The organism is Streptomyces sp. NBC_00457 (genome assembly GCF_036014015.1).
In the GTDB taxonomy this organism is placed as follows: domain Bacteria; phylum Actinomycetota; class Actinomycetes; order Streptomycetales; family Streptomycetaceae; genus Streptomyces.
Genome location: NZ_CP107905.1, coordinates 202,144 through 217,046, shown reverse-complemented (window position 1 = coordinate 217,046; position 14,903 = coordinate 202,144). Strand labels below are relative to the sequence as shown.

The window sequence follows — 14,903 nt, the reverse complement described above, 5'->3', positions numbered from 1 at the left end:
GAAGGTGAAGCAGCATGACGACCAGTGCCCCCGCGGCGCACAGCGCTGCCCCTGGACGCCAGGTCCGGACGGCCGCCCAGGCCGGGACGACGATCAGTCGACTCCGCCGCGAACACGGCCGGCTGAACGTCAGGGCGATCGCCGAACGGGCGGTGTTCACCGCGTTCCCCTGCCAGGACAGCGACACCCGCGCACGGGTGACGGACGCGGTCGCAGGCAGCCACGGCCATCACGACGCCGAAGAGCAGCGGCACGACCTGCTCGAAGCGACCGGGCGCGAGCAAAAAGCCGGGCAGGAACTCAGACGCACCCGGCATGACCTCGAGCAGCGGCCGGGGACAGCCCGCTGCGGCCTTCGGTGTGCGGGCGAGCGCATCACCGGCCTCGAGGCCGAACTGCTCCGGGCCCGACTGCCTCTGGACTGCGCGGCATGATCCGCATCCTGCTCGCCGACGATCAGCCGCTCCTGCGCAGCGGATTGGGCGCGCTCCTGGACGCCGAGGACGACATCGAGGTGGTGGCCGAGGCCACCCACGGGCAGCAGACCCTGGAACTCGCACGCAGGCACCTGCCCGACATCGTCCTCACCGACATCCAGATGCCCGTCCTCGACGGCATCGAGGCGGCCCGCCGCATCGCCGCCGACCCGGCCCTGGCCCGGGTCCGTGTCGTCATCCTGACCAGCTACGGCCTCGACGACGACGTCTTCGACGCGCTGAGCGCCGGCGCCGCCGGATTCCTCGTCAAGGACATCGCGCCCGACGACCTCGTGCACGCCGTACGCGTCATCGCGCGCGGCGACGCCCTGCTCGCCCCCTGCGTCACCCGCACAGTGATCAACCGGCTCTTCGCCCAGCCGCACCGCATCCCCGCCGCAACCGGCCTGGCCGAGTTGACCGGGCGGGAACGCGAGGCCGTCACCCTGGTCGCGCAGGGGCTTTCCACCCGCCAGATCGCCGACCACATGGTGATCAGCCCGCTGACCGCGAAGTCCCATATCGAACGGGCCAAGTCCAAACTCCGCGCCCGCGGCCGCACCCAACTCGTGGCCCACGCCTACGAATCCGGCCTGGTCGCCCCACGCAGCCACTGACCCCGCACGCAGTCGGCCCAGCCTGCCCGCACACCCTGCTCACCCAGGTACGCGGCCGCCCGGTCTGGAACCGTGCCGCAACTGAGCTCGAAGTTCCGCAGCACGTACGGGACTTGCCGGCCTGCCGCTCCTAGGGTGGAGCCCGCAAGTCCCCCCTGGGCGTGCCCGTCGCTCTCATCCCCCGACGGCGGGCACGCCCGCCTTGAGCACCGGGGCGACGGCCGTCCACGACCCGTTTCCCCACTGCCTGCGCACCGCGTGGGACAGCCGTCCGGACCGCCTCCCCCCGGGGGCGGGCGCGATGCCCGGGCGACGGCGCAGCCCCTTCCGCGCGGCCGGCACAGACCGGATGACTGCGGCCGCCAGCGGCGGCCGGGAGCGAGCGGGAGCCCGCAGGAATGTCAAGGAGGAGCCGGTGTGAGACGGACCGAGGAGTTCGAGGAGCTGCGGCCGCTGCTGTTCGCGATCGCCCACCGGATCCTGGGCAGTGCGCGCGAGGCGGACGACGCCGTCCAGGCGACCTGGCTGCGCTGGGCCGCCACCCCGACGCGGCCCGCGTCGACCGAGGGCCATCTCGCGGCCGAGGTCACCCGGATCTGTACCGATGCCCTGCGCTCGGCCCGCCTGCGCCGGGAGGGGCACGGCGGGCCATGGCCCGCCGAGCCGCTGCCGGGTGGCTTTCGCCAGGACCCCGAGCGGCCGGTGGAGCTGGCCGACTCGTTGCTGACGGCGGCCCTGCTGGTGCTCGAGCGGCTCTCCCCGCTCGAGCGCGCGGTCTTCGTGCTGCGGGAGGCGTTCGGGTGCAGCATCCGCGAGATCGCATCGGCCCTAGGGTGCTCGCAGGCCGCCTGCCGCCAGCTCGTCGCCGCGATCGCCCTGGCCAGCGACGGTGGCCGCGAGCCACTGCCCTGGCCCACCTGCACCGCCGGCGCCCACAACGTGGCCCGGCTGCTCGCGGCGATCGTTCCTGCGCTGCTGCACGTCGGCGTCACGCTGGAAGAGCGCCTGGTCAACGGCCGGCCCGGTGCGGTCTTCCGCGACCGCAACGGCAAGATCCTCAACGCCCTGGCACTCGACGTCTTCGAAGGACGGGTCAAAGAGATCCACTTCGTCGTCAATCCCGACGAGCCCGGGCGCCCGGATCCCGTGGCCGAGGCCTACGCGATCATCCGCGAGGCGAACCAGGCCCGCTGAGCCGCCGCACGTCCCCCCGCGTCCGCTGAGGACACCGCAATCCAGCCGACGGCTCCTGACGCCCGCTTCGAACGCGGACCGCTCGCCGAGCGAAGCGAGGGGCGCCGACGGATGCGGCGTCAGGCTGCGGGCCGCCTGCTGGTGGGGAAGCTAGTGCCTGCGGCTCGTGGCGGAGGCGAAGCCCAGCCAGGTGTGGCGGTTGCCCCACCAGCACCAGCCGACCTTCGGGGCGTTACGCCGCTTCGATCCGTCCCGCCCTGTGCCGTTGCTGATCCAGATCGCCGGGGTGCGGGCGTCCAGGGTGCCGTTCGCCTTGCGCAGCCGGGAGCCGATGGTCATGAAGCAGCGGTTGCGTTCGAGGACGGCCGGCTGCTGGAGCACCCAGTGGATGCCTTCGGTGAGCAGCAGCGGGGTGCGGTCCTCCTTGGACAGGGCGGGCAGGGCCTCGTCGGGGCTCCAGTTGGCCAGGTGGTCGCCGCGGTCGAGGCCGGTGACGAGGTAGAGGGGAGCGTCGGGCAGCTCGACGGCGTGGGGGGCGAAGCGGTCGACGTCGGGCATGTCGGTGACGACGAAGCCGGGCTTGCCGTCGTGGCGGAGCAGCGGTGCGAGGACGGAGGCGGGGGCGCGGTCCGGGTGGACGGCGAGCAGGGCATCGCTGCCGGCACTGCCGGCGTCCTTGGTGAACGTACGCAGTGCGTCGGCGGGTATCCCCGCGAGCTCGTGCACCCCGAGCTCGATCAGGTGCTCTGCCTGGGCGGTGAGCGGCGGGAGAGGGGACACGGCGGCGGTGGATGACGTGTCGGGCAAGGCACTCCTCGGTTCGCGGTCTTCAGCAGCGGGACCTGAGATCAACGACTCTGACCTGCCGGCATGTTCCCAGCGCGGTGTGACGTCGCGCCAGACGCAGCTTTCAGCCGTCGGCGATGCCTGTACGGCCGGTGAGCCGGGGCCGGTGGCCCAGTTCCCGAGGGCAGCCCATGGCCCGCACCGGCGCGCGGCTGCGGCCGCTCTCCCGGACTGCGGACCCGCCTCTCACGGACCGGTGAGCCGGGTGAACTCACGCTGTGCGGCCCGTGGTTGCCTCCCGCGCAGATCCCGCTCGGCTCCGGGCGGACGGCGAGCCCGCCGGCGCGCGCTGGATCATGGCCAGGGCCGCCAGTGTTCTCAACTCGCTGCAGTGGGCGGTTCGATCGGCCTGGCGGCTTGTGTCACCGTCTTGTCGCACACCGGGGGGACGGCCTATGCCGCGAGGACGGGCGCGGCCACCGGCCCCTGCCGCGTCAGGGGCCGCCGCGTGGTCCGGCCGCGGCGGGCGGCGAAGACGTACAGGCGCAGGACGGCGAAGCGGGCCGTGCCGGCCAGGCCCGAGGCGCCGAGGTAGACGATCTGCTCGGTCAGCAGGCCGGGGGAGGGCTGCACCAGATGCAGGACGTACACGGCCATGCTGGTCGCCAGGTAGGCGGCGGCGGCCGAGCCCGCCGACTGCCCGTGCTCCCGCCAGCCGGCGCCGCGCCCTTGGGCGAAGGTGTAGCGGGCGTGGAGTTCGGTGCACAGCAGGGTGGAGGCGGCGGTGATGACCGCGTTCGAGACCGCCCAGGGCATAGCCAGGGCCAGCAGCGGTACCGCGAAGCTGCAGAGGACTCCGACGCCGCCCCCGAAGAGCGTGAACCGCAGGAACGAGGCGAGGGGTCCGGGACCGGCCGGCGTCGCCGGCCCGGGCCGGCGCGCGCGTGGCGACGTCATGGGCGTGCTCCTTTCCGGCGGGGCGTCAGGGGCCTTACAGGCTGCGGGCCGTGATGTCGCCGTGCTGGGTGGTGGCGTGGAGGGTGAAGCCGGCGCCGACGGTGATGCCGCCGGCTTGGAGGGTGAGGCGAGCGCCCTCGAAGGCGACGTCGCCGAGGCGTCCGGCGCCGCGGAACTCGGCGCCGGACGCCTTCGCCTCGCCGTGGGAGCCGGCGGGCAGCGGATGGTCACCTCGAGGGAGCCGGACGGTCCGAGGAGGCGGTTCTTCGCCGCCGCGGCCTTGACCCGCAGGACGCCGTCGCCGTAGCCGACCTCGGTCCGCTCCGCCGCGACGAGGCGGATGTGCCCGGCGGGGATGTCGAGGACAACGGAGACGGGGCCGGAGGTGGCGTACTGCTTCATGGAGTGATCCTTCGGCTCGCAGTTTCTGACGAAGGAAACGCTACGTTGCATTCAATAATCAGGCAACATAATAGTTGCGCACATTCGCAATCAGTGCAGGTAAAAGCCTAGAAATCGTTGCAACAACTCTGAACCTAATGCAACAGCGCCTGCTTCATTCATTGCAATGAATGGAAGTGAACGCTATGCCGGACCCCCGGGGCCGACCCCGGCAGCGCCCGCGTCCCGTCAGGACGCGGGCGAGGGGGCGGACGCGCTGCTCGCCCTCGGCGCGACCGCGGGCGCCCTGACACAGTTCGAGCATGCGCTGCTCACGGCGCACCCCGGTTCCGCACCGCCATCGACCTGGAATGCGTCGGCACCCCCATGCCATGCCTTGTGCGGCCCCCTCCTGGAGCGCCCCACCGAACGGGCCCACGCCATGGCGCGCCGCCTCAAGGGCTCCACGAGAAAGGTGTGATTGGCGGCCAGTGAGGTTGCCAAACCGAGTGAGAACAACCACCGACCACCACCTGGTCGGGAGCCGGTTCCACCTGATCCACCTGCTCTGCTGTACAACTTGCTGTACGCTCAGCGTATGTCGAAGTCAGTGACAATCCGGGTCCCTGAAGAGCTCCACGCCCAGCTGCAAGAACAGGCCGAAGCCGAGGGAACCACCGTAACCGCCCTCATCACCGAGGCCGCGCGAAACGCAGTCCGCGACCCCCGCCTGGACCGCGCCGCAGCGGTGTTCCGCACCTTCGTCGCCGCCAACGCGGACGCATTCGACGCCGCCTTCCCCGACGACACCCCAGCCCGGCTGGACGCCTCCGGACACCAGGAGCGGGCCGCCTGACGTGGAACTCCACATCGACATCCGCTGGCTCCTGGAACGCCAGGCGGAAGTGCTGCCCAAGCACCCCGAGGTCCACGATTTCTCCAACCTCGTGGCCGCCAGCGCCCGCCACCGCGTCAACACCCCACAAGTCGGCGTCACCGTGGACAACGCCTGGCGCGCAGCCGCCCTCATGCACGCCATCATCCGGCTGCGCCCGCTCCCCGCCCGCAACGCCCTGTACGGCGCCGCGATCGTCGTGGCGTATATGGACGCCGCTGCCGAAGCCATCGATGCGCCCTACGGCGCCCTGATCGACCTCGCCCGCGACATCGACGCCGGCCGCGCCGACGGGTACGATGCCGCCGACCGCATCCGCTCCTGGCGGATCTGACCGGCACGACGCAGCAGCGGCAACGTCGCCAGATCGGGGGACACACCCTGCGCAAGGCATAGGGGGATTCGGCTGCCGCCCGAACCCCGTTGCCGGTGCCAGCCTCGGCGTCGGTGACGTACGCGCGCATCCGCGTGACGCAGACCTGCCGCCCGCGAACTGTCCGGCATTGCGCCGGACCGGACGGTGGCCGGGCCTTTGATCAGCGTCTGCGACGGCACCTCCTGGGGCCGGAGGCCCGGTGACGTGATGTCGGGGTGCTCGTTGGTCACGGCGGCGCTCTCCCCGCCCACCGCCCAACGCAAAGAAGGCGCATGCCTGCCGGCCAGGCCGCTGCGCAGGAGGAAACCCCGTTATGCCAACGCCCCGTACTCATGACGAACGCCTCGCTGCCGCCCGCCTGCGGCTTCAGCAGGAGTCCCAGATGTGGCTGTCAACATGTGGGCGCCGCAGACCGCATCTGATCCCGGTGGCGTTCGTCGGCGACAACGACGCCATTGTCACGGCAACCGGCGCGAGCAGCAAAACCGTCCGAAACCTCCGGGAGACCGGGTGGGCACGCATGGCAGTGGGCACCACGTCCGATGTGGTGATGGTCGATACCGTTCTCGATGGTCTCGTGCCGGTTCCAGAGGTCGACACGGACGTCGCCGACCGCTACGCCGCTGTCTCTCATGACCCACGGAAGATGCCGGGCTACCTCTACATCCGGCTGCTCCCTCGCCGCATTCAGGTATGGAACGGATTTCACGAGTTTCCTGGCCGCACGGTGATGCGCAAAGGTGAGTGGCTGCCGGACCCGGTCGACTGAACTCGGCTGCGCATGCCGGCAACGCCCGGCAGACGGCTACAAGGGACCGCGGCGGCGCGTGCCTTCTGCAGGCCGTGCCGAAGAACGTCATCGGTACGGTGTAGGCGCGGTCCCTGGCACGCAGACTGCCCGCCGCAGCGCTGCGCGGGTTGGAGAACACCAGGCCGCCGTGCGCGGTACGAACCTCATTGGCGTGCTCGAACTGGGCGGTGGTCATCAAGACTTCGCCGCGCACCTCTACCGTGACCGAATCCGCCAGCTCCTGCGGCAGGCCGACGATCGTGCCGATGGCGTGTGAGACGTCCTCCCCGGCCATCCCGTCGCCGGCCGTGGGTGTAGCGGGCGGCGATCGCGAGCCCGTCCAGCTTCGGCTCGACACTGAACTGCGCCACGTCATGGCCGATCCGGCGGGCCAGCGAGGCGGTCCAGGCGGTGAACTCCTCCCGGGAGAACACGTTGTCCAGGCTCAGCATAGCCACCGTGTGCGGGACATCGCCCTCCACGGCGCCGCCAGCGACCTTCCCGATCGGCGAGCCGGGCAGCACCTGGTCGGCATGGTCGGCCTCCCAGGCGGCGATGCCGCGTACCAGCCGGTCGTAGGCGTCGTCGTCCAGCACCGAGGTACCGCCCAGGTAGTAGGCGGCCGACGCTTTCACCGCGTCCTCGACCGCCTGCGCGTAAGCGGCGGCATCCACGATCACTGCAGCTGGTGTCGTCATGCCGGTCATCCTGCCTGCCACCACTGACAACACCCCCCGCAAACCGTCCGGCACCTGCGACTCCGCAGCCCCTGTCCAGGCGGCGATGCAGCACCCGGTGGGTCCGAGGATGTCTCTGGTCGCCCCGGACCCTCGACTGAGGGCCATGCGCTACCTGGGTTCGGTCTTCTCAAGTACAACGTGCGTCTTGATCCCGCCAAGACCCATGGCGGAAACTCCCGCTCGCAACGGTGCCTTGGCAGGCCAAGCCTCGGCTCCGTGCAGCGCCCTCAAATTGGCCCGCTTGCCGGTGAGCAGCTCGCCCGGATTCGTAAAACCCATGGCCGGTGGAAGTATTTGTGCGTCCAGTGCCATGGCCGCCTTGATCAGACCAGCGATCCCGGCCGCAGCCTTGGTGTGGCCGATCGTTCCCTTGATGGAGCTGATGGCGGCGGACGGCGTGTGTGCTCCCGCGGCGGCCCGCGACTGCGACAGCGCCGTCAACTCGGTGCTGTCGCCGACACTGGTCCCGGTGCCGTCGACCTCGAAGAGAGGCACGGTTTCGATGCCGAACCCCGCCTGCTCATAGGCATGTTGCAATGTGCGGTGGTGACCGCTGACCTCGGGTCGGGTGATGTCGCCTTGGTCGTCGTAAGAAATCCCCCAGCCCGCGATGCTCGCGTAGATTCGGTTGCCGGCGGCGATCGCGTCCTCCTCACGCATGAGGACTACCATGCCGCAGCCTTCGCCCCGCCACAGCCCGTTTGAGTAGCGGTCGTACAGGCGCATCTCGTTCTTGACGAGCGCCCCAGCCCTGGCGAACTCGATGATCTCCAAAGGGTCGATGGACAGATTGATACCGCCCGCAACGACCACGTCGGCGACCCCGCTCAGCAGGACGGACCCAGCTGTGGTGACGGGAATCAGGGACGGGGAGCAGGCCTCACCGACGCTGTAGTCGCCGCCGTTGAAGTTGTAGTAGCTACAGATGCGTCCGGCGACGGCGTTGGACAGGCCGCTGGCCACGGTGTCCTGGCCGGTGGGCGGGAAGCGCCTGTGGTAGTGCGCCTCCAGGCGCGCTGTGAATTCCGCGATGCGAACGTTGTCCCAGCCCATCTCCTCGAGGGCGCCGACCACTAGCCGTCGCGCGTAGGGCCAAGGATGCCGCACTTCGTTGGCGCGGGAAGGTTCGCCGTTGTGCGTGCTGCCGATCACCACGCTGATGGTCTTGCGCGCGAGCGCCTCGCCCGCTGGGAGGTCCGCATCGAGAAACGCGCGGCCCAGGGCGTCGCGGGCGAGCCAGAAGGCGGAGTCGGGTGACCGGTACGCGGTGGTTGCCGGCGTGTGGGGGGTGCGGTTGGACGCGAAACCTTCGAGAGCGGCCGCATCGTGGGCGTAGAAGGGGTCTGGCAGTGCCGGATCGGAGCTGATGCAGTCCCAATGGCCCATACGCACATCGGGGAGCCAGCGGGAGGCACGAGGTCCGTCGACGGCAATCTCCCACAGCTCCTGGGGAGATGCCGCATCCGGATAGCGGCAGGCCATGCCAACGATGGCAATTCTGTTCATGCCAGCACCCTCTCCTTCTGCTAGCCGGGCAATTGCCCCTCTGGAGCAAGGCTTCCAGCGAAGAGACAAGAGGATCGGCGGGCATCTGCGGTCTAGCCGGGGCATGTTGTCGCCGCGCAGGGTGTACGTCTCGACCCGTGGGTACTGCCTGATCCTGCGCTCTCCTCATAAGCACGGTGATTCGGCTCCGGATCCCGCCCTGCGCATGGCGCACGTTCTTATGACCGGCCACGATGCTGCTCACGTCCCCAGCGTTGCCTATGTGGACGGTGCTAGGGGGCGTGAGCGGCACTTCGGCCGGAATGCGGTGGCAAAGCAATCTGGTGCATCCGGGGGCCTCGCTGCACGCTAGAGAACGCCTCTTAGGCTCAGGGACGGCGGCAGGAACCAAGGCCCTTGCTCCACTGCTCCCGCACTGGCCTCGATCGGTTGAGTCGGTGGAGTGAAGGGACCCCATGTGAAGGCAGGCAGCCAGGATTCGGGCGCCGAGCTCCAGGAAAGACCGCGGATCTGCGGGATGGTGCGCCTCCCGGTAAGGGAACGGAACACCTCCAGGCTCTCTCCGCGCACAGTCGCGGCAGGGTCGCCCGCGCCGACGAGCCATCTCTGGTCGGGCGTCTCGATGCGCAGCGCCGGGAGGCGATGCGCATTCACCGACATCGTGAAGCCCATCGTGGCCAGTTCCAGTGCGTCAGCCAAAGCGGGATGGTCGTCAGGCACGGGTATGCCCAGGGCGCCGCGGATGTCGAGCTCATGAGAGAACGCATCCAGCAGCAGCATGCCGCGGCGTAGCCAGGGGGTGCGCTCCAGTACCTGGGCCAGTACCCCGTCCAACTCCTCCCAGGCGGTGAGCAGGTGCACGAGAGGAGTGTTCGGCTGCGGAGCCACAGGTGGACTGATGTCACCGGGCACTTCTGCGACGACCCTCCGGCAGTTCTGGAGCAGGTGTGCGACCACGTCCCGCACGCTCCAGTCGGGGCAGGCGGGCACCGGCCATTCCGATTTCTCGGGATGTGCTCGTGCCAGCCGGGCTATGTTCTCGCGGCAGGAGCGGTAGGCGAGGCTGAAGAAGGGGTCGGGATGCTGATTCGCCGTCATGCCTAGGGCTCCTCAAGGATTTTGCTCGCCAGGCCGGCCTGTCGGGCCGACACATGCCCCGACTCGTACAGCCAGCGAACGCTGTCGGCTACGGTGTCGGCGATCGGCCGTGGGGCGATGCCGTACGTGGATGCATTCGCGTCAACGGGCGTGGCGTGTGCACAGGTATAGAGGGCGCCGTACTCAGCAGGGATGTGCCAGGGCCAGATTCGCTGCAGCAGGTCGGTGAGCATCCCGAACGGCAGCATCGGGCGAGCCGGCAGGAACTTCGCCGGGAGTGCACGGCCCGTTGCCTGCCGGAGAGCCTGAACATATTGACGGGTGGTCACATAGCGGTTTGGGCCGAAGTGCCGCTCCCGCACCCCGGCCGGCTTGGCAAGCAGGGCAGCAAGAACTTCGGCGGTGTCCCGGACATCGCCCACGGGAAAGCCGCCGCCTGGCCAGATGGGCAGCAAGCCGCGCAGGGCGTTTTGCAGCCGGGTGTTCTGGTCGCCCAGGCGCGGATCGTGTGGGCCGAGCAGCGCTGGCGGGTAGGTGATCACCACTGGTGCTCCCTCTTCCTGGTGCAGGCGGGCGATTGCCTCGGCAACCGACTTGCTTGCGAGGTATGCCTCGCGTGGCATGCCGAGCGGGGAGTCTGCCCGGATCACGCTGTCGGCGGTGGGGAACATTGCGCCGACGGTGGACACATAGACGATCGGGTCCACCCCGGCGCGCTGGGCGGAGCCCAGCACTAGCTGCGTGCCACGCACATTGGTCCTGCGTATCTCGGCACGCCGCCTGCTGTCGAAGGAGTACACCGCTGCCGCATGCAGCACCGCGTCAACTCCGTCCACTGCCTTGGCGACAGCGATCCGGTCGGTGACGTCACCGACCACCACCTCCAGGCTGGCTGGGGTCACGCCCAGCGGGCGCAGCGCCTGGTCCACTGTGGACGGGTTGCGGACCAGCAGCCGCATCCGTGCGCCGGTGCGGGCAATGGCCGCGACGGAGTGGGCGCCGACGAAGCCGGTGCCACCAGTTACGCAGATCAGCATCGATCACCCCTTCGTGGAACCGAGCGTGGGTCGTGTTGGCGTCGCAGCCGAGGACCGGCTGGCCCTCAAGTCGTGGCTGATGTCCTCGAGGCGACGCGCCTTGGTCTCCGAGCCGGCACACAGGAGTGCTACTGCCGCCAACGGCAGCGGGGCTGCGGCGATGGCCGCGGAGACGGCAGTCGACGGGACAGCCGTCGACCCGGCGGTGATCTCTTTGCTCCCGCGCGGGCACAAGGCAGTACAGCAGCACGAGCAGACCTGCGCCGATCAGTACCGTGCCGAGGGTCATCGGCAGGTCCGGCTCCATGCCGTCGAGGTAGTACCTCATTGCCGCGCCGGCCGGGTGCATCGGCAGATGTACCGGCACGCCGAAGGTGCACGTGAACGCACTGCCCGAGAAGGCCAGCGGGTGCTCGAATCCCAGTGGGCACCGGTGCTGGCCCGGTCTTCTGCAACGGCCATGATTTCCCCTGCTTCACACAAGTGGGCTCGCCGACCGCGGCTCACATTGGCTCCCACAGTGGTGGGCGGTGCCCTATTCGCACTTCTCGCGTGTTGCCCCATAGGATTCCTGGAAAGTCTTCTTCCGAACCAGGACTCCCTGCGGCCGCTGGCCGTCATCTATCTGCTTCGGGAGGTATCCTGGGAGCCGCCTATTCCGCTAGAACTATAGATTCCATTACTGACACGGTCTGTCTCTGCATTATGACAACCATGCGACCCGATGCCTTCTCCTGCCTTGCCAGGCTTAAGGCGCCGCCTCTGGCCGCCCACGGGGATGGGCAAGGAAAGAGAAGACGGTGCGCTGGTGGCTAACGCGCGCTCGAAAGGCGTTCAGCGCGTGCGTTATCGAGCCGCTGGTCTTCGGCACCAGGCTGGGTAACACTAGGTGAGTGCCCTCAGGAGGCCAGCGCGGGACCTCACCTCGATGCACGCCAGGTTCTAGGTAATCGCGGTGCACGGCAATATCGAAGAAGCCGTATCTCGATGAAGCGCCTAGGCTTCCGTTAGCGAAGAGACCGGCCTGAGGGGGCGCAACCTGCGCGGTGGGCCAGGACCTTCGGCACATCCGGCCGGGCGTGACCACGCCCAGCCGGCGCGCCCACCGCGTCGCGGTATTCGGCGCGGTAGCTGGCGTCTGGAGGAGCAATGGCGACACCGCCCGGAACAGCGCGAACGCATGCCCTACGCCGAGCCATCGAATGTGTCGCCGGCGCGGAGCGCTCATGAAACCGCCTCTCGATCGAGACCACGAAAAATTGCCAGCTCGACTAAGCGAGTTTCCAGGCGGGCGGCAGGCCATGTCGGATGATGCCTCATGGCTTGAGTGCTTAAGTCGAGAGGGGGAGGGGTCGAATGGGCAAGTATTTGGATTCGCATTCAAGGATCAGATTGATGAGCCGATTGGGCGAGCACTTGTTGTGATTCGGCAGCGTTATGGAGAGAAACTCTCACTCGCATATCTCGCAGAAATCGCCGGGTTGAGCAGTTATCATTTCTGTCGCGTATTCCAGCGTCAAGTAGGGATGTCTCCCATAAAATTTCTGTCCCTTGTGCGTATGCAGCGGGCCAAATATCTGCTTGAGTCCTCAACGCTGAGTGTCACAGAAATAACTCACCAGGTGGGGTATGGTAGCGTAACTACGTTTACGACCCGATTCTCGGCAATGTTCGGCGTCGCACCTAACCGGCTCCGGCGACAGCATGCACGCAAGTTGCAACGGATGACCGGATCCGCAGTAGGGGAGTCGCAGGGTGAAATTACCGGCGGCGAGATGCTGGATGTAGCAGGAGGTTGGATTCGGAAATGTTCCGACCCGCCTCAAGACATGGCCAACGATCATCACGCGCCGCGGTTAGCCGCCCTGTCCCACCGCGCGGATGAATTCATGGAGCAGGCGCAGGAAGCGGGCGCGAGCGGCGGCAGTCAGAGCGAAGCCACATGGTCAGGATGAGTGCAGAGGAGAGGCGCGAAAGTGTCATCCGCGAAGGCAATCTTTCTGGCGGCCGCCAAGCGGTGCATGGAGGACACCATCCGCACGCTCGAGGAGGCCGCCGGAGGGCTGGAGGGAGAAGAGGCCCTGCACGCCATGGCAAACGCGTACACCACGGTCATCGCGGAGCAGCCCGAGCGGCTGCTGGTGCAGATGCAGACGTACGTCACCGTGGCCGCTGCTGAGCAGGCCGGAGATCGCGAGCTCGGCGAGGCGGTGCGCAGCGGATGGATGCGGCTGTGGCACACGGTGCATCTGCCGCTCGGCGCCGACATCGACGAGACGACGACGTTCATGGCGCACGGGATGCTCATCAACTGCCTGGTGGCCATGGGGTTTACCTCCGAACACCAGGTCTGGGAGGGCATCTATCCGTCGGCGCAGCTTAAGGGCCGGCTGGATGCGTAGAAGGAGAGATGGGTGTCACAGGCGTCAAATCGTGCCCAGTGCTGATGCCCCCCGGCGGTCACGGTAGACACCTGCAGGGTGGCCAGGTGGGGCGCGCCGTCCTCATCACGTACCTAGGCGGCGGCGAGCGCAGGCTGCCCGTTGACGGCGCCGTGGACAGGGGCGCCGGGGTCGTCGCTGAGGGCGACAGGCCGGATGGGAACGGCGTGGGGCCGCGTGTGCCGAGCGCGTTGAGGCAGATGCTCGTCGCGATCCGGTAGAGCCGAGTCTGCAAGTCGGCCGCCTGCTCCTCGTACCGGTCGTCAAGGCCCGCCACGCCCGCAGCAGCGTCTCCTGCAACAGGTCCTTGCATCGTGGACCGAGCCGAGCATGCGGTGATGGTCTTGCACCGTCGGTGGGCGGGCCAATGAGAATGGAGTGGGTGCCATGAGGCTGGCCGAGCTCAGTCGGCGAAGCACGGTATCCATCGCGACCATCAAGTACTACCTGCGCAGCGGACTCCTCCTTCCCGGCGAACGGATCACAGCCACCTGGGCCGACTACGGCGAACACCATCTGCACCGGCTCCGGTTGATCCGTGCGCTCATTGGCGTTGGTCGCCTATCTGTCAGTGCCACCAAGGAGATCCTTGACGCCATTACCGTGGAGCAGAATGACCCCGATCACGTCATCGCGAAGGTGCTGAACGCAGGTTCCGCTGTCCAGGAGCACAAACAGGCGGAGGGGGCCGCGACGCCCGCGAAGCGGGACACAAACGGTCTCACAGACGCCCGAAGCCTCATCGCGGAGATGGGGTGGTGCGTGCCGCGCGCTGCACCGGCCGCCAAGGATCTCGGCGACATCCTGGACGCCCTGGCTGAGCTGGGCGTGGATATCGAGTGGCAGACCCTGCTGTCCTACGCACGACTCGCGGACGAGATCTCTAAGCTAGACAGCCATCAGATACACGGTGGGGCTGGCGCTTCGCTGCAGGCCCAGCGGGCGGCTCTGTCTTGTAGAGGCCGATCTGGGATTCCATGAGCGCGTTGTCCAGAGCATCGCCGACGGTGCCGATCGAGGCGTCGATGCCGGCCTCCAGGAGATGCGCGGTGAACGCGAAAGACGTGTACTGGCTGCCCGCGTCCGAATGATGAACCAGCCCCGGTCCAGCGGGGGTTCAGGCCCGGTCGCCGCGCCACAGCGCCATGTCGAGGGCGTCGAGGACGAGCTTGGCCCGCTTGCTAGTGCTGTGACCGCGTTGGTTCGCCGGGTTGGTGGTCGTGGCGGTTGGATGTGCGGGGATGTCGGATCCGACTGCTGGAGGCGCGGTGGCCGAGTCTGTCTGTGTGCGCAGACTGACCGACCAGGAGGGGCAGAAGCTGCAGTAGACAGTGCGCCGGGGCAGTACCAACTCGGTGCGCTACCGACGGGCGATGATGCTGCTGGCTTCGGCCGGCGGGAACCGGGGGCCGGTGATCGCCCAGCTGGTGCAGGCCGATGAAGACACCGTCCGCGATGTGATCCACCGGTTCAACGAGATCGGCCTGACCTGTCTGGACCCTAGTGGGCGGGCGGCCGTCCCCGCCTGCTCAAGCCTGACGACGAGGACTTTGTCATCCGACGGCCACCACCCGCCCAGCCAATGTCAACCAGCCACAGCAGCGGGCTC

The 14,903-nt window shown here is 68.3% G+C and carries 14 protein-coding genes and 5 pseudogenes; 11 read left to right on the top strand and 8 right to left on the bottom strand.

The features are described 5' to 3' along the window. Positions 1-14: 14 nt before the first annotated feature. The 3 genes from OG828_RS01090 (at position 15) to OG828_RS01080 (ending at position 2,287) form a co-directional block, all read left to right on the top strand. Positions 15-434: a hypothetical protein gene (locus OG828_RS01090; RefSeq protein WP_328499763.1), complete on the top strand. Its 420-nt coding sequence runs from the start codon at positions 15-17 to the stop codon at positions 432-434. Then, positions 431-1,093, top strand: coding sequence for a response regulator transcription factor (locus OG828_RS01085; protein WP_328499762.1), 663 nt, complete (start codon positions 431-433; stop codon positions 1,091-1,093). The genes OG828_RS01090 and OG828_RS01085 overlap by 4 nt, the downstream gene beginning before the upstream one ends. 417 nt (positions 1,094-1,510) lie before the next feature. Then, positions 1,511-2,287, top strand: a complete 777-nt coding sequence (locus OG828_RS01080; protein ID WP_328499761.1) for a sigma factor-like helix-turn-helix DNA-binding protein — start codon at positions 1,511-1,513, stop codon at positions 2,285-2,287. A 150-nt stretch (positions 2,288-2,437) separates the two neighbouring features. On the opposite strand, the gene OG828_RS01075 is transcribed toward OG828_RS01080, so the two are convergent. The 3 genes and pseudogenes from OG828_RS01075 to OG828_RS49410 all read right to left on the bottom strand — a co-directional run. Then, positions 2,438-3,094, bottom strand: a complete 657-nt coding sequence (locus OG828_RS01075; protein WP_328349241.1) for a DUF5701 family protein — start codon at positions 3,092-3,094, stop codon at positions 2,438-2,440. A 432-nt stretch (positions 3,095-3,526) separates the two neighbouring features. Beyond that, positions 3,527-4,030 carry a GtrA family protein gene (locus OG828_RS01070; protein WP_328349240.1) on the bottom strand — a complete coding sequence of 168 codons (504 nt, stop codon included), beginning with the start codon at positions 4,028-4,030 and terminating at the stop codon, positions 3,527-3,529. A 49-nt stretch (positions 4,031-4,079) separates the two neighbouring features. Then, positions 4,080-4,432, bottom strand: a pseudogene (locus OG828_RS49410) (hypothetical protein); the annotation flags it as partial. 166 nt (positions 4,433-4,598) lie between these two features. On the opposite strand from OG828_RS49410, the gene OG828_RS01060 reads away from it, so the two are divergent. The 4 genes from OG828_RS01060 (at position 4,599) to OG828_RS01045 (ending at position 6,451) form a co-directional block, all read left to right on the top strand. Continuing rightward, a complete protein-coding gene (locus OG828_RS01060) occupies positions 4,599-4,892 on the top strand; it encodes a hypothetical protein (RefSeq protein WP_328499759.1) in 294 nt (97 codons plus the stop codon). A 117-nt stretch (positions 4,893-5,009) separates the two neighbouring features. After that, positions 5,010-5,267 carry a YlcI/YnfO family protein gene (locus tag OG828_RS01055; protein ID WP_328499758.1) on the top strand — a complete coding sequence of 86 codons (258 nt, stop codon included), beginning with the start codon at positions 5,010-5,012 and terminating at the stop codon, positions 5,265-5,267. 1 nt (position 5,268) lies between these two features. Further along, complete coding sequence (locus OG828_RS01050; protein ID WP_328499757.1) at positions 5,269-5,640, top strand: toxin Doc; 372 nt, start codon at positions 5,269-5,271, stop codon at positions 5,638-5,640. A 355-nt stretch (positions 5,641-5,995) separates the two neighbouring features. Beyond that, positions 5,996-6,451 carry a pyridoxamine 5'-phosphate oxidase family protein gene (locus tag OG828_RS01045; RefSeq protein ID WP_328504775.1) on the top strand — a complete coding sequence of 152 codons (456 nt, stop codon included), beginning with the start codon at positions 5,996-5,998 and terminating at the stop codon, positions 6,449-6,451. Between the two features lie 76 nt (positions 6,452-6,527). Here the strand turns inward: OG828_RS01045 and OG828_RS01040 are convergent. The 4 genes and pseudogenes from OG828_RS01040 to OG828_RS01025 form a co-directional block, all read right to left on the bottom strand. Then, positions 6,528-7,179, bottom strand: a pseudogene (locus OG828_RS01040) (NAD-dependent DNA ligase LigA); the annotation flags it as partial. 141 nt (positions 7,180-7,320) lie between these two features. After that, positions 7,321-8,718 carry a beta-ketoacyl [acyl carrier protein] synthase domain-containing protein gene (locus tag OG828_RS01035; RefSeq protein ID WP_328499756.1) on the bottom strand — a complete coding sequence of 466 codons (1,398 nt, stop codon included), beginning with the start codon at positions 8,716-8,718 and terminating at the stop codon, positions 7,321-7,323. A 348-nt stretch (positions 8,719-9,066) separates the two neighbouring features. Further along, on the bottom strand, positions 9,067-9,816 hold the full coding sequence (locus OG828_RS01030) for a maleylpyruvate isomerase family mycothiol-dependent enzyme (RefSeq protein ID WP_328499755.1): 750 nt from the start codon (positions 9,814-9,816) through the stop codon (positions 9,067-9,069). 2 nt (positions 9,817-9,818) lie between these two features. After that, positions 9,819-10,853, bottom strand: a complete 1,035-nt coding sequence (locus tag OG828_RS01025; protein ID WP_328499754.1) for an NAD-dependent epimerase/dehydratase family protein — start codon at positions 10,851-10,853, stop codon at positions 9,819-9,821. A 1,226-nt stretch (positions 10,854-12,079) separates the two neighbouring features. On the opposite strand from OG828_RS01025, the gene OG828_RS01020 reads away from it, so the two are divergent. The 3 genes and pseudogenes from OG828_RS01020 (at position 12,080) to OG828_RS01010 (ending at position 14,275) form a co-directional block, all read left to right on the top strand. After that, the gene (locus OG828_RS01020) at positions 12,080-12,808 is read left to right on the top strand and encodes an AraC family transcriptional regulator (RefSeq protein WP_328499753.1); all 729 of its coding nucleotides are present in this window, start codon (positions 12,080-12,082) and stop codon (positions 12,806-12,808) included. A 33-nt stretch (positions 12,809-12,841) separates the two neighbouring features. Beyond that, positions 12,842-13,255 (top strand): annotated as a pseudogene (locus OG828_RS01015) (TetR family transcriptional regulator); the annotation flags it as partial. Between the two features lie 426 nt (positions 13,256-13,681). Then, positions 13,682-14,275, top strand: a complete 594-nt coding sequence (locus tag OG828_RS01010) for a MerR family transcriptional regulator (protein WP_328499752.1) — start codon at positions 13,682-13,684, stop codon at positions 14,273-14,275. Here OG828_RS01010 and OG828_RS01005 read toward each other — a convergent pair. Further along, a pseudogene (locus OG828_RS01005) lies at positions 14,241-14,396 on the bottom strand (IS3 family transposase); the annotation flags it as partial. The gene OG828_RS01010 and the pseudogene OG828_RS01005 overlap by 35 nt on opposite strands. A gap of 166 nt (positions 14,397-14,562) precedes the next feature. Here OG828_RS01005 and OG828_RS01000 point away from each other — a divergent pair. After that, positions 14,563-14,899, top strand: a pseudogene (locus OG828_RS01000) (helix-turn-helix domain-containing protein); the annotation flags it as partial. Positions 14,900-14,903 lie beyond the last annotated feature (4 nt).